The 20,373-nt window shown below is 63.1% G+C and carries 15 protein-coding genes and 1 pseudogene; 10 read left to right on the forward strand and 6 right to left on the reverse strand.

What is annotated here, in order from left to right; all coding sequences use genetic code 11:
- The first annotated feature begins 99 nt into the window (after positions 1 to 99).
- Both BCA01S_RS20365 and BCA01S_RS20370 read left to right on the forward strand, forming a co-directional pair.
- The gene (locus BCA01S_RS20365; protein ID WP_027778488.1) at positions 100 to 882 is read left to right on the forward strand and encodes an alpha/beta fold hydrolase; all 783 of its coding nucleotides are present in this window, start codon (positions 100 to 102) and stop codon (positions 880 to 882) included.
- A gap of 337 nt (positions 883 to 1,219) precedes the next feature.
- A complete protein-coding gene (locus tag BCA01S_RS20370; protein ID WP_042319020.1) occupies positions 1,220 to 1,987 on the forward strand; it encodes an SDR family NAD(P)-dependent oxidoreductase in 768 nt (255 codons plus the stop codon).
- A gap of 45 nt (positions 1,988 to 2,032) precedes the next feature.
- Here the strand turns inward: BCA01S_RS20370 and BCA01S_RS39535 are convergent, their stop codons facing one another.
- A complete protein-coding gene (locus BCA01S_RS39535) occupies positions 2,033 to 2,491 on the reverse strand; it encodes a hypothetical protein (protein ID WP_174447071.1) in 459 nt (152 codons plus the stop codon).
- Positions 2,492 to 2,630: 139 nt separating this feature from the next.
- On the opposite strand from BCA01S_RS39535, the gene BCA01S_RS35045 reads away from it, so the two are divergent.
- The 3 genes and pseudogenes from BCA01S_RS35045 to BCA01S_RS20390 all read left to right on the forward strand — a co-directional run bounded on the left by BCA01S_RS35045 (position 2,631) and on the right by BCA01S_RS20390 (position 5,339).
- The gene (locus tag BCA01S_RS35045) at positions 2,631 to 3,818 is read left to right on the forward strand and encodes a GGDEF domain-containing protein (protein WP_042319022.1); all 1,188 of its coding nucleotides are present in this window, start codon (positions 2,631 to 2,633) and stop codon (positions 3,816 to 3,818) included.
- Positions 3,819 to 4,035: 217 nt separating this feature from the next.
- Positions 4,036 to 4,587 (forward strand): annotated as a pseudogene (locus BCA01S_RS20385) (MFS transporter); the annotation flags it as partial.
- Positions 4,588 to 5,069: 482 nt separating this feature from the next.
- On the forward strand, positions 5,070 to 5,339 hold the full coding sequence (locus BCA01S_RS20390; RefSeq protein ID WP_020067965.1) for a YodC family protein: 270 nt from the start codon (positions 5,070 to 5,072) through the stop codon (positions 5,337 to 5,339).
- A 50-nt stretch (positions 5,340 to 5,389) separates the two neighbouring features.
- Here the strand turns inward: BCA01S_RS20390 and BCA01S_RS20395 are convergent, their stop codons facing one another.
- Positions 5,390 to 5,701, reverse strand: a complete 312-nt coding sequence (locus BCA01S_RS20395; protein ID WP_027778492.1) for a superinfection immunity protein — start codon at positions 5,699 to 5,701, stop codon at positions 5,390 to 5,392.
- A 292-nt stretch (positions 5,702 to 5,993) separates the two neighbouring features.
- Here BCA01S_RS20395 and BCA01S_RS20400 point away from each other — a divergent pair, with 292 nt between their 5' ends.
- From BCA01S_RS20400 to BCA01S_RS20415, 3 genes are all read left to right on the forward strand, one after another.
- Complete coding sequence (locus tag BCA01S_RS20400) at positions 5,994 to 7,457, forward strand: M20 family metallopeptidase (RefSeq protein WP_027778493.1); 1,464 nt, start codon at positions 5,994 to 5,996, stop codon at positions 7,455 to 7,457.
- Between the two features lie 84 nt (positions 7,458 to 7,541).
- Positions 7,542 to 8,645 (forward strand): malate/lactate/ureidoglycolate dehydrogenase, encoded by a 1,104-nt coding sequence (locus BCA01S_RS20405; RefSeq protein ID WP_027778494.1) that lies wholly within the window; start codon positions 7,542 to 7,544, stop codon positions 8,643 to 8,645.
- A gap of 401 nt (positions 8,646 to 9,046) precedes the next feature.
- A complete protein-coding gene (locus BCA01S_RS20415) occupies positions 9,047 to 9,934 on the forward strand; it encodes a crotonase/enoyl-CoA hydratase family protein (RefSeq protein WP_027778495.1) in 888 nt (295 codons plus the stop codon).
- Between the two features lie 52 nt (positions 9,935 to 9,986).
- On the opposite strand, the gene pdeR is transcribed toward BCA01S_RS20415, so the two are convergent.
- Positions 9,987 to 11,990 carry a cyclic di-GMP phosphodiesterase gene (gene pdeR, locus BCA01S_RS20420; protein WP_027778496.1) on the reverse strand — a complete coding sequence of 668 codons (2,004 nt, stop codon included), beginning with the start codon at positions 11,988 to 11,990 and terminating at the stop codon, positions 9,987 to 9,989.
- Positions 11,991 to 12,194: 204 nt separating this feature from the next.
- On the reverse strand, positions 12,195 to 16,832 hold the full coding sequence (locus tag BCA01S_RS20425; RefSeq protein ID WP_042319025.1) for a DEAD/DEAH box helicase: 4,638 nt from the start codon (positions 16,830 to 16,832) through the stop codon (positions 12,195 to 12,197).
- A 266-nt stretch (positions 16,833 to 17,098) separates the two neighbouring features.
- On the opposite strand from BCA01S_RS20425, the gene BCA01S_RS20430 reads away from it, so the two are divergent.
- Positions 17,099 to 18,151: an aldo/keto reductase gene (locus tag BCA01S_RS20430; RefSeq protein ID WP_027778498.1), complete on the forward strand. Its 1,053-nt coding sequence runs from the start codon at positions 17,099 to 17,101 to the stop codon at positions 18,149 to 18,151.
- A gap of 23 nt (positions 18,152 to 18,174) precedes the next feature.
- Here the strand turns inward: BCA01S_RS20430 and BCA01S_RS20435 are convergent, their stop codons facing one another.
- Positions 18,175 to 18,525 (reverse strand): carboxymuconolactone decarboxylase family protein, encoded by a 351-nt coding sequence (locus tag BCA01S_RS20435; protein ID WP_027778499.1) that lies wholly within the window; start codon positions 18,523 to 18,525, stop codon positions 18,175 to 18,177.
- Positions 18,526 to 18,641: 116 nt separating this feature from the next.
- Between BCA01S_RS20435 and BCA01S_RS20440 the strand changes: the two genes are divergently transcribed.
- On the forward strand, positions 18,642 to 19,712 hold the full coding sequence (locus BCA01S_RS20440; RefSeq protein WP_027778500.1) for an AraC family transcriptional regulator: 1,071 nt from the start codon (positions 18,642 to 18,644) through the stop codon (positions 19,710 to 19,712).
- Between the two features lie 14 nt (positions 19,713 to 19,726).
- Here BCA01S_RS20440 and BCA01S_RS20445 read toward each other — a convergent pair whose 3' ends face one another.
- Positions 19,727 to 20,299, reverse strand: coding sequence for an FUSC family protein (locus tag BCA01S_RS20445; protein ID WP_020067954.1), 573 nt, complete (start codon positions 20,297 to 20,299; stop codon positions 19,727 to 19,729).
- Between the last annotated feature and the right edge of the window lie 74 nt (positions 20,300 to 20,373).

Consider the following 20,373-nt stretch of genomic DNA (forward strand, 5'->3'; position numbering starts at 1 on the left):
CGATAAGCAGGTTATCGACTGTACGTACGGAACAGGGAATTATCAAGCGGCAGGTTTGAATCTACGATTTGTACATCCGAAACAGAAAGAGGTTCGAACATGGAAATCGAAACGAACGGCACGCGGATTCATGTGTCGCTGCGTGGCAGGGGCAACGTGGCGCTGGTTTTCCTGCACTACTACGGCGGTTCATCGCGGACATGGGATCGGGTTGTTGACGAGTTGTCGGATCAGTACCGTGTCGTCGCTCCTGATCACCGCGGCTGGGGTCGTTCCTATGCACCAGCAAGCGGTTACCGGATCGCAGACCTTGCCGACGACGCCGAGGGGGTGATTGCAGCGTTAGGTCTGCAGCGTTATGTATTGGTCGGACATTCGATGGGCGGCAAGGTGGCGCAACTCATCGCGTCGAGACGGCCAGCCGGGCTGATAGGTCTCGTCCTTGTCGCGCCGTCACCTCCGTCTCCGACCTCGGTTACGGAAGAGGCGCGTGCAACTTTGGCAGGCGCGTATCAATCTCGTGAGTCAGTCGAGTTCGTAATCGATCATGTGCTCACGTCCAGGAAGATTGATGAGGAACTCCGGGCACAGGTGATTGACGATAGCTTGAGAGGCGCGCCGCAGGCGAAGGCGGCATGGCCCAACATCGCCATGAGCGAAGACATTACAAAAGAAGTAGGGTCGATCAACGTGCCGACGGTTGTCATTTCGGGCGAGCTTGACCAGGTGGATAGCATCGCAACATTGCAGGCTGAACTGCTTCCCCGCATTCCTCATGCGGTCATGCAGGTCATCCCCGCAACCGGGCATTTGTCGCCTCTGGAAGCTCCAGAAGAGGTCGCGCAAATTATTGCCGGATTCGTTAAGGCAGTCGTAGATTAGGTGTGTCGTCTGACCGTGTCGACGACGATTGACGAGAACTACATCGTGACGACCACGAAGGCGTGTACCTTCGTCGCGTTTGTCGAGCACATTCTCAACGAGCGCAAATCCAGCGAGCACCGCAGCGCCTGGCCACTTCATATTGAGGCGTCGGCGCTCACGGTCTTTCCCCTCGCAGCAGGAATAGGAGCTATTCCCCGCCCGCTACTTCCGAGTGAGGTCGCGCGAGCGGAGGATACGCATCAACCAATGCACGCAATCATTGGCTCTCATGCAGCAGTACCTCTGGCCGTCCAGGCGAGAGGACTGCTTCCAAACCTGTCTGTTGAGGAAAACCATGACCCAAGCTCTGAAAGGCAAACTCGCCCTCGTTACGGGCGCTTCGCGTGGAATCGGCGCAGCTATTGCGGCACGTCTTGCGCATGACGGCGCATCGGTGATCGTTCACTATGCGTCAAGTCAGGCGCGGGCCGAAGCTGTCGTCAACGAGATCCGGGATGCCGGCGGCGAGGCTGAAGCTGTGAGCGCCAACCTGTCGAAGCCGGAAGGCGTCAAAACCCTGATCGATTCGTTGAACGGTGCGTTCGGCGGCCGCTTTGAGGGGCGGCTCGACATCCTTGTCAACAACGCAGGTACGGTCGAGTATGGACCGTTTCTCGAGTCTTCCGAAACGTCGTACGACACGCACTTCAACCTGAATGTTCGTGCGCCGATCGAACTGGCAAAAGACGCGGCGGCACGAATGGTAGCGGCGGGCTGGGGACGCATTATCAACGTGGGCTCGGCCTTTGGCGAAGCCGCGCCGCTACCTGGCGTGACGCTCTACATAGCGTCGAAGTTTGCTCTCAGAGGCTTCACTCGCGGGTTATCTCGCGAAGTCGGCAAATACGGCGTGACCGTGAACGCGGTCCAGCCCGGCCCGATCGACACAGAACTTGCTCCGCAGCCCGGCACGGAAGACCACGCAACCATGACGAAGCTCGCAAGCGTGGGCCGTTTCGGCAAACCGGCAGAAATCGCGGCGGCCGTAGCTTATCTAGCCAGCCCCGAAGCAGGTTACACGACCGGTGAGAGCCTCACTGTCGACGGTGGATGGATTGCCTGAAGCGGGCTGCCAAGCTGAGTGCTATCCGAATGCCGCGTGCGCCGGTCAGTGTAGGAGTCGATCGGGGATTGTTTCGGGTCGCCTACGGTCTGATGCGCCAGGCAGTAGGCGGCGACAAGGGGCATTCACAGGCGCGAGCGAATCAGCCACGAATTCCGTCGCCTTCATGTCATCGGCGAGGTCACGCAGTGCTAACGCCGCCGCTTCTCCTCGGCCTATCGGCGCTCCCATGGCCTGTTGGATGACCATGAAGCGCTGATCGAACAGGCGAAGGCCGGACGTGTTCAAGGCCTCGGGCGGCGACTGGAAAGCCGCGTTGCAGCTGGAGATCGGGTTCAACGGAAACAACGGCGCGTTCGGACGGGGAGCGAGCGCTTCCGGTCGCTTGCCGTATCGAACCATGTCGGATCGTTCATGCACCGTCCGGGTACCGCGAACGCGATCCTCAGTAGTAACGGCAGCACCGCCGACTGCCAGCGGTTCGATCCTTTGCGACGGGGTCATGCGGCCGGCACCTGGGACACAAGCGGAATGCCGCTCTGTCCAGGCTCTGTCGCGAGTGGGCAATGCTTTCCGATTCTGCGCGACAGCGATCGGAAAAATGTCTTAAAGTGCTATCGCGCCATCGGTAAGTAAAAAAGACATGAAAAATATCATTGCTCCATTACCGGCTGAATTCGATATTCACCCGCTGCGAGTGGAGTTTCGAAACAAAGACGTCGAACGGAATTTCCAGGCTCATCACTTGCCCCGCAATCAGGCAACGTTGCGCACGACTCTTGTTTTCTGTTCCTTCTTCTACCTGGCGTTCGCTCTGACGGATGCCAGTGTTCTCGGTTATACGAGCGAGACGCTGCTGCTGTTTTTCGCCCGGACGTTCGTTGCGATCACCGCGATGACTGGGCTGTATCTGGCGCGCACGCGGCCCGCATCGAGTGCCGCGCTTCAACTCGCCGCAACTGCGGCTGAAATCGTTGGGATGGTTGCATTCATGCTCATCGTGCAGCATCGGCCCGGCGAGATTCCCTGGCATGCGATGTCCTTCAGCATCATGCTAATCGTAGTCTATGTCTTCATCCCGAACCGATTGATCGTCTCGCAAACCATTGCCTTTTCAGCGACGGCGCTCTTCATCATCGTTGTTTCGAGCAAGTCCACGCTCAGGTTCTCTGACATGCTGACCATGTCGATGTTGCTCCTGCTGACAAACAGCTTCGGGCTGGTGGCTGCGCGCCGTTACCATCGACTGTGGCGCGATGAATACCGCGTAAGAGCGCTGTTGACTGATCAGGCAATGAAGGACCATCTGACCGGCTGCTATAACCGGCGTCATTTGCATGACGTTCTTCTTCCCACTGAACTCAAGCGGGCACAGCGCCGCAGGCTTTCGTTCGCCGTCATCCTGTGCGACATCGACCACTTCAAATCTATCAACGACACGTTCGGCCACCTGTGCGGAGACGCTGTTTTACAGAATTGCGCTGCGGTTCTCCACAAGTGTGTTCGTCGGCAGGTCGATTGCGTCGTTCGCTACGGCGGCGAGGAGTTCTTGCTGTTGCTGCCTGAAATGGACAAGCCGGACGCGGTGCGTCTTGCCGAGCGCTTGAGACTTTCGTGCGCGCAATCGCCGATCGAAGTGGGCGGACACAGCGTTGCAGTCACGGCGAGCTTCGGGGTACTGGCGGTGGATCTCACATCCGGTGACGCAGATGTCACAGAAGAAGCCATCATCGCTGCTGCGGATAAACTGCTATATCGTGCGAAGACGGAAGGCCGGAACAACATTCAGGCGGATAGTTTGCTTGACGGAATGGGCAGGCTTTCGGTTTAGAGGATGCCGCTGACTTAAGTCAGAAGGGCGCCGGCCGGCGAACAGTCGGCGCCGCGTTCCGAACGTCAAGGGCTCGCGCTTGCAGTGCTGTTCGTCGGCGCTTTCCTTGCGCCGCTCGATTACTTCATCGTCAACCTCTCGCTGCCGTCGATCCGCATCGGCCTGAACGCGAGCGACGCGCAGTTGCAACTCGTCGTGTCGGCCTATTCGTTCGTGTATGCAAACGGGCTTGCACTGGACGCCGCTCGCGTCGGATGTCGCGATCATGCCGTTCGCCATCGGCTTCGCGATTGGACCGCTCGCTTCGCCCGCGGTGGTCAAGCGCATCGGCGCACATGTCCTCACGCTCGCATTTTCGATGATGACGCTAGGCTTCACGGTCACCGGCTTCGCCGCTGGCGCGGGGGCCGCGCCGAACCTGCCGTTCTACGCGGGCCTGGTATGCGCGGGAGTCGCTCAGGGTTTGCTGCTGCCGTCGATCATGCGCATCGTGCTGCTAGAGGTCGCGCCCGAAAAGGCAGGGCTCGCGTCGGCCGTGATTTCGTCGACATTGCAGATCGGCTCGGCGTTCGGCACGGCCGCGATCAGCGGCGCGTTCTTCGGCGCAGTGGGTGCGGCGGGCGCTGAGGCGGCGCCTGCCCGCTACGCCCGCGCGTTCCAGTTGAGTCTCGCGATCAACGCCGTGCTGATGTTCGTCTGCATCGGCTTGAGCGTGCTGCTCGTGCGGCACCAGCAAACCGCATTGCGGCGGGCCGCCGCAGCCGCTTGAAAATTGCCGCGCAGGTAATCGTTTTCATAGCTGTGTCTCCGCGGAAAATCATTATGCTTTTCACACGAAATTCATTTTAGTTTCGATTGCATTTACCGGTGATTGAGTAGTTCACAGGTAATTCGGCGCCGCGGGGCAAATGGACGGCTACCGCCCAACATTCAAAATTGTTTCAGTAATGAAGCATTTTCGCCCATGCATTTTCTACCCGATGCCAAAGCTGGAGCAGTAAGTCTTGCGGTCTGTGCGTTGCCGCACCGTCAAGGCTGGGACGCGGCACTGAGGTCGCTCCGGTTTAACCCGGAATTGCAGTGCGTCAAATTGTCTTTCCGCGTTTTATGAAATCGGTATCAATAAAAAGCACTTGCCGTATTTAATTTCGATTGTTAATCTGAACGCGTTTAGAGGTATCCCTCAATAGGTCTTAGTCGATAGACGGCGCAATGACTTGAATACTGCTAACGGTTCCGTAGAGGATTGATATGCTGACCGCTACCATTGACACGCTTACACCGCCTCCCGCCCGGTTCTCAATCGGCGACGTGGTCACGTTGAAAGACGGCGGCCCGCGCATGACTGTTACGTATGCGGGTCCGGTGGCGCTCAATCCCGGCGACTGGCTGATCTGCGAGTGGTTCGACGACCACGGCGAACTGCGCCGCGAAGTATTCGCGCCCTCCAGCGTGCGCGCGGAGCCGCGTTCCATTCCAGCCGGTTCCGTGCAGTGGAACCGGATCGGCCGCGCGGCATAACGGCTGCTGTTTCTGTTTCTGGTTCTGCTCCTGCTGCCGCTTTCCCGGGCTTAGTCCTGTGAACCATTCCGCGTTGTGCTGCGCCGTTGCACGTGCAGCAACAGCGCGGACGAAAACGCGCGCATGCGCACCAGCTTGCGTTTTTCCTCCACGTCGCCCGCAAGGTTCTTCGGCGGGTTCGGCTGCAACGACCAGTAAAGCGCGAGCAGCCATCCAAGAACGGTCCACCCAAGGCACGCGTTGAATAGCGCGAGCGTCAGCACGTCGACGCGTTTGCGCCGGTCGGCCAGAATCGCCGGCAGGAAATACAGCGCCGGCGCGATCATCACGGCGATGATCTGAACGACGACCTTGTCATTCATATGTCGCCTCCCGAAATACGGCTCGCCTCGCGGCGACCAAGGGTCAACGCTCCGCTTACTGCGCGAGCCCGCACACGCAGTTCATTCACTAATTGTCGCGCGATTGTCTGACGCGTGCAGCCTGAATGAAAGCCTCGCGATGCAGACGCCAGTCGCGCACGCCGCCGTCCAGCAGTCCGACAGCACTCGATACACCACACCGACGTGCGACGAGGACTTCAGCACCGCGGGCTTCAGGACTATCATGTTCGTTTCGCTCGAACGAAACCGAACCCTGTTACGGACAGCCATCATGATCTCCGACGATACGACCCAGCAGGCTGAACGCCTGAACCCCGACACGCTCCGCGAATTCGTGGACCGCAAATGGAACGACGAGATCGTGCCTGCGTTGACCGACTACATTGCGGTGCCGGCCAAGAGCCCGGCATTCGATCCCGAGTGGGTCAAGCACGGTTACCTGGAACGCGTGATTACCGACGCCGCGAAATGGGTCGAGCAGCAGCCGGTACGCGGGCTGAAACTCGAGATCGTCCGGCTGCCGGGCCGCACGCCGGTGATTTTCTTCGAGACGCCGGCAACACGTTCAGGTAGCGACGAAACCATCGTGCTGTACGGCCACCTCGACAAGCAGCCGGAATTCGACGGCTGGCGCAAGGACCTCGGCCCGTGGACGCCGAAGCTCGAAAACGACAAGCTCTACGGCCGCGGCGGCGCCGACGACGGCTATGCGATCTACGCGAGCATCACCGCGCTCGCTGCGTTGGACGCGCAAGGTGTCGAGCGGCCGCGCTGCGTCGGGCTGATCGAAACCTGCGAAGAGTCGGGTAGTTACGATCTGCTGCCTTACGTCGACGCATTGCGCGAACGGCTCGGCAACGTCGGTCTCGTCGTCTGCCTCGATTCGGGGGCGGGCAATTACGATCAGCTGTGGCTCACCACGTCGTTGCGCGGGCTCGTCGCCGGCGACCTGGAAGTGCAGGTGCTGGACGAAGGCATTCACTCGGGCGGCTACGGCGGTATTGCGCCGTCGAGCTTCCGCATCATGCGGCAGTTGTTCGACCGTCTGGAAGACTCCGCTAACGGAACGCTGCTGCCCAAGGGGTTTCACAGCCCGATTCCCGCCGACCGTCTGCGCGAAGCCGAAGCCACCGCGCAAATTCTCGGCGACGACGTGTGGAAGAAGCTACCGTGGGCATGCGGTCAGGACGGTCGCCAGGTGCTGCCCACCACGACCGATCCGAAGGAGGCGTTGCTCAACTCGACGTGGCGTCCGTCATTGTCGGTGACAGGTGCCGCAGGCTTGCCCGCACTCGCCGACGCCGGCAACGTGCTGCGCCCGCGCACCGCGTTCAAGCTGTCGCTGCGCCTGCCGCCGCTGATCGAAGCGGAAAAGGCCGTTGCAGAACTCAAGGCGCTGCTGGAACTCGATCCGCCGTACAACGCGAAGGTGACGTTCAAGCCGGACGCCGGAGCGGCGAGCGGCTGGAGCGCGCCCGACCTCGCGCCTTGGCTCGCGACCGCGCTCAACAATGCATCGCGCGAACATTACGGCGCCGACGTCGCGTACATGGGGCAGGGCGGCACCATCCCGCTGATGAACGTGCTGAAGGCAGGCTTTCCGAAGTCGCAGTTCATGGTATGCGGCGTGCTCGGACCGAAGTCGAATGCGCACGGGCCAAACGAATTCTTGCATGTGCCGTACGGCAAGAAGCTCACAGCCGCGGTTGCGCAGGTGATCGCCGCCGCGCCCTGACCTTTTTTGCCGGCCTGTTGCGTCTCCCGTTCCGCTTGCATTGCGATTATTGCGTTGCCATTACTAACTAGCGCCCCGATTCGAATGACCGACAAAGAGCTCGCTGGATCCACCACGCCCCGCATTGCGGCCGATCAACTACACGCCTTCGTCCGGGCGATCTGGGAGCAGGCGGGCAGCGCGCCACGCGAAGCCGAACTGGTCGCGGATCATCTGGTTGGAGCGAACCTGACCGGGCACGACTCGCACGGCGTCGGCATGATTCCGCGCTACGTGGCGTCGCTTGCCGACGGGCAGCTGCAACTGAACCTGCATGCCGACGTCGTAAAAGACGCGGGTGCCGTACTCACGGTCGAAGGCCACAAAGGCTTCGGGCAGGTAGTCGCGTTCGAGGCGATGGAAGAGGGTATCGCGCGAGCCCAGCGCATTGGCATCTGCGCAGTCGGGCTGCGCGATGCGCATCATATCGGCCGCATCGGTCATTGGGCCGAGCAATGCGCGCGAGCGGGGCTCGTGTCGTTCCACTTCGTCAATGTGGCGGGCGACCCGCTCGTCGCACCGTTTGGCGGCGCGGACCGCCGCATCGGCACTAACCCGTTTTGCGCGGCTTATCCGCGGCCCGGCAAGCCGCCGCTCGTGCTCGACTTCGCGACGAGCACGGTTGCGTACGGCAAGACGCGCGTCGCTTACAACCAGGGCAAGCAGGTGCCGCCGGGCGCGTTGATCGACCATGAAGGCGTGCCGACGGCCGATCCCAAAGTGATGCACGAGGAGCCGTTCGGTTCGCTGACGCCGTTCGGCGGCCATAAGGGTTTCGGACTTGCCGCCATGTGCGAGATATTCAGCGGCGCGCTGGCGGGCGGCTTCACCACGCACGCGGACACGCTCGGCACCACGAACGCAATCATCAATTGCATGCTGTCGGTCATCATCGACCCGGCGGCGTTCGACGCCCCTGATGCGCAAGCAGAAGCCGACGCGTTTATCGCGTGGGTGAAAGCCTCACCGCTCGCTGCGGGCGTCGATCATATCTACGAGCCTGGCGAGCCCGAGCGCGTGACGCGCGCGGAGCGCGAAGCCCAAGGCATCCCGGTCGATGCCGCCACATGGACGCAAATCTGCACGGCTGCGCTCGCTGTCGGCATGCACGCCGACCAGGTCGCACGCTGGTCGGCGTTGCTCAAATAGCATCGCCTGGATAATGGGCAAATTGCCGCTTATGCAATATAGATATTCCGTCTGTTGGACCACGAATAAAAAAATATTCGCAAGCGGCATTTTCGACTGCGTCGCCTAATCGGCGTGCCTTGCTTTTCCTTCCGAATTCGCAGGCGAATTCCGGCATCGCTCGTCCGCTAATTGCATTGGGCGCCTGCACTCAATGTCGTGCAATGTCGCGCATCTTCGCCGCGCAAGCGTTTGCGGTGCGGCGCACGCCGGGCGGCTTTCACGTGCCGCTGTGACGCCCGTCGCGCAAGGCTTCGAGATTTCGTTGCATTGATCTGTTGGTTATCCCGCTCCCATCCGAATCCGGTCTGCTTTAGGCTCGCATTGCAATATCAGTGTTTAACCCTAAAGGACCGTTCAAAATGAATCTGCATAACCACCACGCCTGCCGCCCGTTCCTCGAAGCCGGCAATCTATCGCAAGTCTCGGCTTACTACGAAGAAGGCCGCAATGTCATGTGGATGATGCTGCGCGCGCAGCCGCGTCCGTGTTTCAATCTGGATCTGGTCCACGACATTCTCGGGCTCGCGCAGGCTGCCCGAGAGTCCGGCTTGCCCATCGACTTCTGGGTGACCGGCTCGCTGATCCCCAACATTTACAACGTGGGCGGCGACCTGGATTTCTTCGCCGATGCAATTCGCTCGGGCAAGCGTCAGGCGCTGATTGCATACGCACGTGCGTGCGTCGATTGCGTGCATGCGGCGGCGCGCGGCTTCGATACCGGCGCGATCTCTATTGCGATGGTTGAGGGCACGGCGCTAGGCGGCGGCTTCGAGGCCGCGCTTGCACACCACTTCCTGCTCGCGCAATCGGACGCGCGCATGGGCTTTCCCGAGATCGCCTTCAATCTGTTCCCCGGCATGGGCGGCTATTCGCTCGTCGCGCGCAAGGCCGGCATGCGTCTCGCCGAGGAACTGATCGGCGTGGGCGAACCGCACACGGCGGAATGGCATCGGGAGAAGGGTCTCGTCGACCAGTTGTTCGAACCGGGCGACGCGTATGTCGCGACCCGCACGTTCATCGACACGCTCAAGCCGAAGATGAACGGCATCCGCGCGATGTTGCGGGCGCGTCAGCGCGTGCTCCAATTGCCGCGGGCCGAATTGATGGAAATCACCGAAGATTGGGTGGACGCCGCCTTCATGATCGAAGAGAAGGACCTGGCCTTCATGGAGCGGCTCGTGACGCTGCAAAACCGCCGCACGGCCAACTTGCGGCAGACCGCTGCCAGCGCGGCCAATTTCGGCTGACTCGATCCACCCGCGGCCGAAGTGCGCCCGTTGCGACACGCAGGCCGCAAGCTCAGGCGATCAGCCTGAGCTTCTGCCTGTCCTGCAACCAGCGCTCGAAGTCGGCGGCCGGCATTGGGTGAGCGTACAGATAACCCTGCACGTATTCGACACCCAGCCCTTTCATGAATGTCTCTTCGGACTCGGTTTCGATTCCTTCGGCGACGACCTTGAAATCGAGTTCCTGCGCAACCACCACCATGGAGCGGACCAGTGCTTGCGCTTTTGTGTCGGCGTTGATTGAACGCACGAAGCTGCGATCGAGCTTGATTACATCGAGCGGAATGCGGCCCAACTGCGATAGCGACGAATAGCCGGTGCCGAAGTCGTCCAGATGCACTTGCGCGCCCAGTTGACGGAACTGCTTGATCAGGTCGATGGCTGCGGCTTCGTCCTCGATCAGGCAGCTCTCGGTGAGTTCCACGTCGACGAGACATGGTTCGAGCTTCGCCTGCTGAAGCGCTTCGGTGAAGTGGCGTACTACCGCCGTATCCACCAGTTGCCGCGCCGACACATTGATCGCGATGCGCAGGTTGTAGCCGTCCGCTTGCCATTTGGCCGCCTGTTTCGCAGCCGTTTGCATGACCCAGCGGCCGAGCACGCCGATCAAGCCGGACTCTTCGGCATAACGAATGAACTCTGCCGGCATGATCTGCCCGCGTTCCGGCGAATTCCAGCGTACCAGCGCTTCCACGCCCTGCACCGCGCCGGTCGAAAGCAGCAGCTTGGGTTGATAGTGCAGCGTCAGCTGGCCATCTTCGAGGCCGCGCCGCAGGTTCGTGTCGAGCCACATGTACTCGGCGACCTTGCGGTTCATCTCCGGCGAAAACACACGGTGCGTGCGTTTGCCTTCGTCTTTCGCGACGTACATGGCCGTATCGGCCGAGCGGATCAGCGACTCCAGGTTGTCGCCGTGTTCCGGATAACGTGCAATGCCGATCGAGCAGCCCGTATAGACTTCGACGAGGCCGAGGCTGAACGGCGTGCGCATGCGTTCGAGGATGCGCTGCGCGGTCGCCTCCAGTTCATGCGCCGTGCCTGTTGCCGCGAGCACGATGAACTCGTCGCCGCCGAGCCGCGCGAGTGTATCGCCTTCGTTCAGGCACATGCCGATCGCGGCCGACACGTCGCGGATCAGACGGTCGCCGAACACGTGCCCGTAGTGATCGTTGACCTTCTTGAAGTTATCCAGATCGAGAAAAAGCACGCCCACCGATTCGCCCGGCGCCGTCTCCTCGATCGCAGTGCGGATCTTGTCCTGAATCGCATTGCGATTGGGCAGGCCGGTGAGCGAATCCGTGTTGGCAAGTTGCGTGAGACGCTCCTGTGCAAGGCGTTCCTCGGTGATGTCCGTGCCCGAGCAGATCAGGTACTGCTCATCTACGCCGCTGCCGCTTTGCACGAACTTGTTGCGAAAGAGAAAGAGCCGTTCGCCGTGGAGTGTCTTGATGCGCCGTTCGACTTCGTACGACACGCCGCGATTGAAGAAGCCCGCAATGTTCTGGCTCGACGCCGCGCCGTCTTCCGATGACATGAAAAGCGCCCACACATTGCGCCCGACAATGTTCTCTTCCTTGACACCCGTGAGTTCTTCGGCCAGCCGGTTAAAGCGCTGGATTCGCCCGTGCCGGTCGACGATCACGACAACCGAATTCACTTCGGACACGACCTGCTCGGCGAACGACAAGCCATGCATCAGATCTCGCGCGACAGATTCGGTGTCGTCATAAGCCGACGCGGTGCCGGCCCAACTGCCGCTGTTGATCTTTCTGCCGACGAGGTGCAAACGCAGAGGCTCGCCGAAGAGCCGCACGTCGAGAACCAGGTGAGACGTAATGCCAGTGAGGCAACGAATTTGCGATGCCTGCTGAGGATTGAGCGGAATGGCAACATTGGCTGGCATATCGCCAGTGACTGGTGTCAGTTCGAGCGCGTTGCTGTCGCTCGACAGACGCCAGCAAGGGCTGCTTGTGCCGAACTGCGCAAAAAGCACCTGCTCGTGATGGTCGTCATTCATGGGATCCCCGGGCGGTGTGCCGTTTCGGCCTGATGGCGGATGACGGCAGACAGTCTCATCATACTTAAAGACGGCCCATTGTAGCGAAGCGGCTGAAATCCGGGCCATAAACATGAAAGGTTCGTGGTTTGGCCGGACAGCTCGCGTCGGTAAAAAAGCGCGGGTAAAGATGCTCCGCCAGGCAGTCTTTACGGATGTGGAGCGTCAGAACCGGCGGGTGAGCCAACTGCGCGCGCGCTCGCGCTCTGTCGGGCTCGCCTCGACCGACGGGTCGAACCAGAACGCGCCCGCTGCGAGCGTCGCGATAACGACGCCGTCGCGGTATAGCACACGATTGCCGGCGACGGCCGGAACGCGTTCCCCGACCAGCAGGGTGCCCACCAGATTGAGCGGATCGGTGCCGCCGACGCACACAAAAGCACCATCGTTCGCATGCCGTCGAACCTCGCGCAACAACGGGATTGCTTCGGGCAACGCGAACTGTTCGCCAGCGAGTCCATTGACGAAGCGTCCGCCGCGGATCACGCCGCGCGCTTCGAGCCGCTGATAGACGCGCAGCAGATCGCGCCATGGCGGCAGCCAGTCGGCTTCGCGTTCGAGCACGCGCCAGAACACGACGCCGTAGCGCCGCAGCAACGTCATCGCGACATGTTCGAGCGTGTCGGCTGGCAACTGACGGCGCCGTTGCTGCTGCGGCCGGTCCGGTTGCGTGGCGAGTTCGTCATTCGTGGCACCGGAAGGGTGCCGGTTGACGAGCGCCCAGCGTCCCGCGTCGTCCATTCCGCCGATCAGCGCGCCCAATCCCGCACTCGATCTTGCGCGCCGGCTGCCCGAATACGCGTTGCGCTTCGCTGCCGGTTTGAGCAGCGCGCGCAGGCCCGCGAAACTGTCGGAGTTGACGAGACCGGCCGCCACCAGTTCGCCCAGCGCGTTCTCCAGTTCGATCCGCAATACGCGAAGTTCGTGCAGCAGTTCGTCGAAGAACATCGCGCCGTGTTGCGATAGCGCGTCATACACAGATTGAGCGCGCGCCGATAGCTCCGGCTGCCGCTCGGAGTCGATCAGCGCGCTCCACGCACGTACCTGCGGGCGGGGCAGCAGCACGATAGGCGTGCTGCGCACCGGGCCGGCCGCGCTGCGCGAGCGCTCCGTCAAGCGCGTCCAGACGATCTTGCCCGCGCGGCACAGTTCGTCGAGCGAAGTATTCGAATAGGCCTTCACGCGCGCGGGCAGAATGTCTTCTTCCCAGGCGCTTGCTGCGGCCTCGAAGCCTTCCATCTGTTCCAGAACGGCGGCGAGCGCGTCGCGCCCCTCGCTGCGCGTGTCGGGCGTCAGGTGCTGCCATTCGAACAGGAAGCGCATGAAGTCGTGCCGTTCCACGGGCTCGATCTCGCGGCGCAACCGCTTGACGGTGTAACGGTGAATGCGCGCAAGAAGGTGGCGCTCACACCATTCCTCTTCCGATGTGTTCGGCGTGAATCGTCCGCGCATCACATAGCCTTCCGCCTCGAGACGGCCGAGCGCCTGTTCGACCGGTGTCCGCGGCAGCTTCAGCGCGTCTGCAATCGCGTCGGCGGGCAGCGGGCCGAAACCGGTCAGCCGGGCGCGCAGTACGTCGAGCAGCGCGTCGTCGGCGCTCCATTCGTCGGTGTAGCCTTTCGGCGCGGTGAGCGGCGGCGTGAAGCGCGCCCCACTGTTCGTCTTGCCGCTGTTCCCGCTGCGATAGAGCGCGTCGAAACACGTCAGCCGTTCTGCGGGGAGCCACAGTGCCGCGTCGGCGGCGATCTCGAGGCGCGTCGCTCGGCCCGATTGAGCGAGCGACGCGAGCCATTCCGGCCAGCCCTCGTTGTGCTGCGCCTCAGCCTCGGTAATGCACGCAAGACCTGTCAGCGCTTCGTGCATTTCGTCGATGCTGCGTGCCTGCGGCCATGCTTCGTCGCGCACGCTCGCGATCGCGTCGGCGTCGAGCGCGCCCAGGTCGTCGGCGCTCGCCGGATCGGTCCAGCGGCGATTGAGCACGGCCTGCGTTCGGCGCTCTTCGATGGGGGCGTCGTCGAGGTACGCGTAGGGTTTTGCGTTGAGTATTTCTGCGGCAAGCGGCGAGGGCGCCGGCAGATCGCGTGCAACAAGCCGCACGTCGCCGCTTTCCATACGGCGCAGCAGCGCGAGCCAGCGCTCGCTGTCCATTGCGTCGTGCAGGCAGTCGTCGACGGTCTGATTGACTAACGGATGATGCGGCAGTTCGCGCTCGCCGACCACGTTCTCAAGACACGCGGCCTGTTCGGGAAAAACGCTCGTCAGCAGATCTTCGCTGCGCATGCGCTGCAGTTGCGGCGCCGTTTTGCGGCCGCCGGTATAGCGCGGCAAACCGAGCGCGGTCGTCGCGTTCCAGCGCCAGCGCACGCCGAAGAGCGGCGCGTCGAGCAGGGCCTGAATCAGCAGACGCTCGGCACTATTCGAATGGAGGTAGCGCCACACTTCGTCGAGCACGAACGAATGGCTGCCGGTCAAGGACAGCACGATCGCGTCCTCGGTGGCCGCGGCCTGCAGTTCGAAATTGAACTGGCGGCAAAAGCGCTTGCGCAGCGCGAGGCCCCACGCGCGATTCACGCGGCTGCCGAACGGCGCATGAACGACGAGCTGCGTGCCGCCTGATTCGTCGAAGAAGCGCTCCATCACCAGCGTGTCTTGCGTTGGCAGAACACCGAGGGCGGCGCGCGCCCGCGCGAGATAGTCGACGATCTGGCGCGCGGCCGCTTCGTCGAGACCGAGTTCGACGATGAGCCAGTCGATCGCGCGTTCGAGCCGCGCGGGCATGGCGTTCGGTGCTTCAGCGGTTGCGCCCGGCGCCTGTTCCGAAGCCATCGCCTTCGAAGCGGCGTCGCTCGCCTGTGCGTTCGCGAGCGGCGTCGCCGCGTCGTCGTCGGATGCGAGCAGACGCGCGATCTGCTCGCGCAGGCGCGCTACGCCGAACGACAGTTCGTCGCTGCGGCCAGGCGCTTCGCCGAGCCAGAACGGGATGTTGGGCGGCTGCCCTTGTGCGTCCTCGACACGCACACGGCCGCTTTCGATGCGCAGAATCCGGTACGAAGCGTTGCCCAGCTGGAACACGTCGCCGGCGAGACTTTCGACCGCGAAGTCTTCGTTGACCGTGCCGATATTGACCGCCTGCGGTTCCAGCACCACCGCGTAGTCGGCGTTCTCGGGAATCGTGCCGCCCGAGGTGACCGCCACGAGCTTGCCGCCGCGCCGGCCGCGCAGCGTGCCGCTCACCACGTCGCGATGGATGTACGCGGCGCGCGGTCCGTTGCGGCTCGTGTAGCCCTCTGCAAGCATGCGCAGCACTGCGTCGTACTGCGCCCGCGAGAGTTCCGCGTACGGCGCGGCGCGGCGTATCAGGTCGAATAGCGCGTCCTCGCTCCATTCGGTGCTCGACACTTCAGCGACGATCTGTTGCGCGAGTACATCCAGCGGCGCACGCGGAATGCGCAGCGCGTCGAGTTCGCCGCGCCGCACGCAATCGAGCAGCGCGGCGCATTCGATCAGATCGTCGCGCGAAGTGGGGAAGAGTCTGCCTTTCGGCATGCCGCCGACATGGTGGCCCGAACGCCCCACGCGTTGCAGGAACGGTGCGATGGCGCGCGGCGAACCCATCTGGCAGACCAGATCGACGTCGCCGATATCGATACCCAGTTCGAGCGAAGCGGTCGCGATCAGCACCCGCAGTTCACCGCGCTTGAGCCGCTGTTCGGCGTCGAAGCGATGTTCTTTAGCAAGGCTGCCGTGATGCGCGGCGACCGCGTCCTTGCCGAGCCGCTCGGTCAGATGACGCGCGGCGCGCTCGGCCATGCGCCGCGTGTTCACGAAGATCAGCGTCGTGCTGTGCAGCGCGACGAGTTCCGCGAGACGGTCATAAACGCGCTCCCAGACTTCGTTCGGCATCACCGCTTCGAGCGGCACCGGCGGAATTTCCAGCGCCAGGTCGCGTTCGCGGATATGGCCTACGTCGATGATCGCGCAGTCGGCGGGTATGTCGCTGTCGACCGGCGCGCCGCCTACGAGAAGTCGTGCTACTGCGCTCACCGGCTTTTGCGTCGCGGAGAGGCCGATGCGCGGCAGGCGTCGCCCGCACAGCGCGTCGAGCCGTTCGAGACTGAGCGCGAGGTGGCTGCCGCGCTTGCTGCCGGCGAGCGCATGAATTTCGTCGACGATCACGGTACGCACCGTGCACAGCATGCGCCGGCCGGAGTCGGAGCCGAGCAGCACGTAAAGCGATTCCGGCGTGGTGACGAGAATATGCGGCGCGCGCTTTTTGAGCGCATTGCGTTCCTGCTGCGTGGTGTCGCCGGTGCGCACGGCGGTGCGGATGTCGAGCGGCGGCAGGCCGCGCGCGTCGAGTTCGGCGGCAATGCCCTGTAACGGCACTTGCAGATTCAGGCGGATGTCGTTCGACAACGCCTTGAGCGGCGAAACGTAGACCACCAGCGTTTCGTCGGGCAACGCGCCGTTGTTCGCGAGACCTTGCTGGACCAGGTCGTCTAGTGCGGAGAGGAAGGCCGTGAGCGTTTTGCCGGAGCCCGTGGGTGCGGCGACCAGGGTCGAGCGGCCCTGGCGAATCTGCGGCCAGGCAGCGGCCTGCGCGTCGGTCGGCGCGGGAAAGGACTTCAGGAACCAGCCGGCAACCGCCGGATGAAAGCCCGCGAGCGCATTGTGCGCGGCGGCGCGATCCACCAGCGCGGCCGGGAGCGCGCGAGGCGCGTCGGCTGCGGTGGCTGGGTTGGCGGTCGTGCTGCTCACTGAAGTGCTCACTGGTGTGGTCACTGAGGTGGTCACTAGGGTCATGCGTGGTTAGATGGGGACGCGACGCCCGATATCCAGACGACGGCATGCAGACGACGGCATTGCCCGGGCCCGTTGCCGGCGCGAATCGAAGTCGCGGAATCAGGGGCCAGTCTGGCAGGTTTGGGCGGCGTTTGCCAAATGGCCTCAGCGGTTGCCGGTGGGTGTCGGCGTTCCGAAAGCGACGGCAGTCCCCGCCTGCTCGACGGCGCCAATTGCAGTACCCTTTACGGCTCACCTGTGCACACATCCACGATGGAGTTTCGACAATGCGATACAACCAGCTTGGCCGTACCGGGGTTTTTGTTTCAGAACTTTGTCTGGGCACGATGACCTTCGGCGGCGGCGAAGGCATGTGGAAGCAGATCGGCGATTTGCAGCAGGCCGACGCGGAGCGGCTCGTCGGCCGGGCGCTCGATGCGGGCATCAATTTCATCGACACGGCCGACGTCTACGCCGAAGGCCTGTCCGAGCAGATCACCGGGCAGGCGCTGAAAAACCTCAAGGTGCCGCGCGACAAGGTTGTCGTGGCGACCAAGGTTTTCGGCCCGACCGGCGAGTTTCCGAACGCGCGCGGCGCGTCGCGCTATCACATCATCGACGGCATGAAGGCCAGTTTGAAGCGCCTGCAGCTCGATCACGTCGACCTGTATCAGATCCACGGTTTCGACCCGGCCACGCCGATCGAAGAAACGGTGCGCGCGCTCGATACGCTCGTGCAGCACGGTCACGTGCGCTATGTCGGCGTGTCGAACTGGGCGGCGTGGCAGATCGTTAAGGCGCTCGGCATTGCGGAGCGTCTGGGAACCGCGCGCTTCGAAACGCTGCAGGCGTACTACACGGTCGCGGGCCGCGACCTGGAACGCGAACTCGTGCCGATGCTGCAAAGCGAAGGGCTCGGACTGATGGTGTGGAGTCCGCTCGCGGGTGGGCTGCTGAGCGGCAAATACGGGCGTGAGCAGCAGGGCGAAGCGGGCAGCCGCCGCACGACATTCGACTTTCCGCCCGTCAACCGCGATCGTGCGTACGACTGCATCGACGCGATGCGGGAGATTGCCGAGGCAAAGCGCGTGTCGGTCGCGCAGATCGCCCTTGCGTGGCTGCTGCATCAACGGGTGGTGACGTCGGTGATCGTCGGCGCGAAGAAGGTGGAGCAGCTGGACGACAACATCGCGGCGACCGGCGTCGCGCTCACCGCGGACGAGCTCGCAAGGCTCGATCAGGTGAGCGCGCTGCCTGCCGAGTACCCCGGCTGGATGCTGGCGCGCCAGGGCGAAGCGCGCCGCAACCAGCTCGAGGAGGCGCGCCGTCTGGTGGTCTGAGGCGACCAGAAACGCCCGGCGCGTTAAGCCGATGCTTCGGCGGAGTACGCCGCGACCGCGTCCATCGTGCGGGCCGAGTAGACCATCGTCGCGCCGGCGTTCATCGCGACCGCTACGCCGAGCGCTTCGGCTATCTCCTCGCGGGTGGCGCCTTGCTTCAACGCTTCGGCGGTATGCACCGTGATACAGCCGTCACAGCGCAAACTCACGGCCACCGCGAGCGAGATCAGTTCGCGCGTCTTCGCGCCCAGCAGGTCGTTCTTCTGACCGGCGTTCGACAACGTCTGATAGCCCCTGACGGTGTCCGGCGACAGCTTGCCGATTTCGCCGATGCGGCCAAACAGCTGCTTGCGGTATTCGGTCCAGTTCAACATGGCAATGCTCCTTCGTCTGTGGGGCGTCGGCGGTTGCCGGCGCCATGGACAAAGTATTGCGCGGGACGGCGACATCCTGAATACTCGACTGGCTCAACATTTAGCGCGGACGTCTCATGGATACGCTCAGCCGATTACTCGACCTTGCGCGGCCGCAGGCCAGTCTGGATTTGCGATGCCTGCTCACCGGCGCATTCGATGTCGACCACGCGCCGATGGAGCCGGGCACTGCGCCGTTCCATCTCGTGCTGGCAGGCTCGTGCGTGATCGAGATGGCGGACGGCGCGCAAGTGCGCCTGCAGACCGGCGACTTCATGCTGTTTCCACGCGGCGCGGCACATCGCGTGAGAGATGTCGAGTTGAGCGCCGTCAGCGCTCCGCTGGTCATGAGTCACGACGGCCTGTTGCCGGTCAAGCGAAACGACGGCCGCGGCATTGGCAAAGCCGTGGAGCGCGAAGGTCTGGACGGCAAGTCCGTGAGCGGCAAAGAAGTTAACGCTGATGTCATGACCGACGCCCACGCGGACGCTGCCCGCGGCGGCGCAGAGCACACCGCGGCGAACGCCGCCGACCTCGACCTGCTCTGCGGCCGCTTCGCCTACACGCCGGGTTCGTCAGCGTTGCTGCTAAATGCGCTGCCCGATCCGTTCCATGTGTCGCTCGGCGGCGTCCGCACGCTCGCACCATTGCAGACGGTGATCGGGCTGATGCGCGACGAGGCGGGCCAACGCCGGCCCGGTGCGCTCGCCATCGTCACCGCGCTGAGTCAGGCGCTCTTTGGAATGGCGTTACGCGTGCACGGCGAGCAGGCCGATTCGACTCCCGGCATGCTGTCGCTGCTGGCCGACCCGCGTCTATCGGCGTCAGTGCAAGGCATGTTGAGCGCGCCGCAGCGCGCGTGGACCATTGCTGAACTGGGCGAGCTTGCCGCGATGTCGCGCGCCACTTACGCACGGCGTTTCAACGAACGCGCCGGTATGACCGTGATGGATTTCCTCACGCAGATTCGCATGACAATCGCTTGCGACCTGCTGCGCCGCACGCAGCGCAGCGCGGCTGAAATCGGCGAGGCGGTGGGTTATCAGTCTGAAGCCGCGTTCGGCAAGGCGTTTCAGCAAAGCGTCGGCGTAACGCCGGGACGCTACCGGCGCCAGCCACAGCAAAGCGCGTCGGACGTGTCTTCATGAACCGGCGATGCCGCTCAGCGCGCCTTGCCGGGCGTGCTGAACCAGCGCTTCTCCGCACGCGCCATCAGCCACGCGACCAGCAGCGCGCACACCGTGCCGAGCGTGACTTCGCCGAGGCGCAACAAGGCTTTGTCCCACGCCGGGCCAATGCCAGGTACCAGCAGCATGATGGTGGCCGTGATCCCGCCAAGCCGCGCCGCGCTGCCGACGTTCACGATCCAGCACAGCACGATGGCCACTGCTACCGTCGCCGCGTAGGCCGCAAAATAGCCGTGGCCGAGCGTCGCGCCGGCAAGGCCGCATAAGCCGCCGACCATTGCGCCGATGAACTGGTCGCGCGACAGCTTGCGGGTGTCGACATAGCTGTGCTGGCTCACTGCAATGGCGGTAATCGCGGCCCAGAAAGCCTGCTCGGTATGCAGCGCCTGGCCGATTTCGAACGCGAGGCTCGCGCCCGCCACGGCCTGGAACGCCATCAGGCTGCCTTCGGTGAGCCGCTCCGCGAACGGCAGCGATTTAAGGAACGCGAAAAGCGATTCGGCGGCGCTTGCGCGCGTCGTTTGTGCTGGATCGTCGTGAGGAGTCATTGAATCGCGGGGTTCGGAAGCTGCGAAAGCAGCAAGGGAGCCGGACGCTGCAAATGCTGCAAACGCAGCGAACG

Source organism: Paraburkholderia caledonica NBRC 102488 (genome assembly GCF_000685095.1).
GTDB classification, from domain to species: domain Bacteria; phylum Pseudomonadota; class Gammaproteobacteria; order Burkholderiales; family Burkholderiaceae; genus Paraburkholderia; species Paraburkholderia caledonica.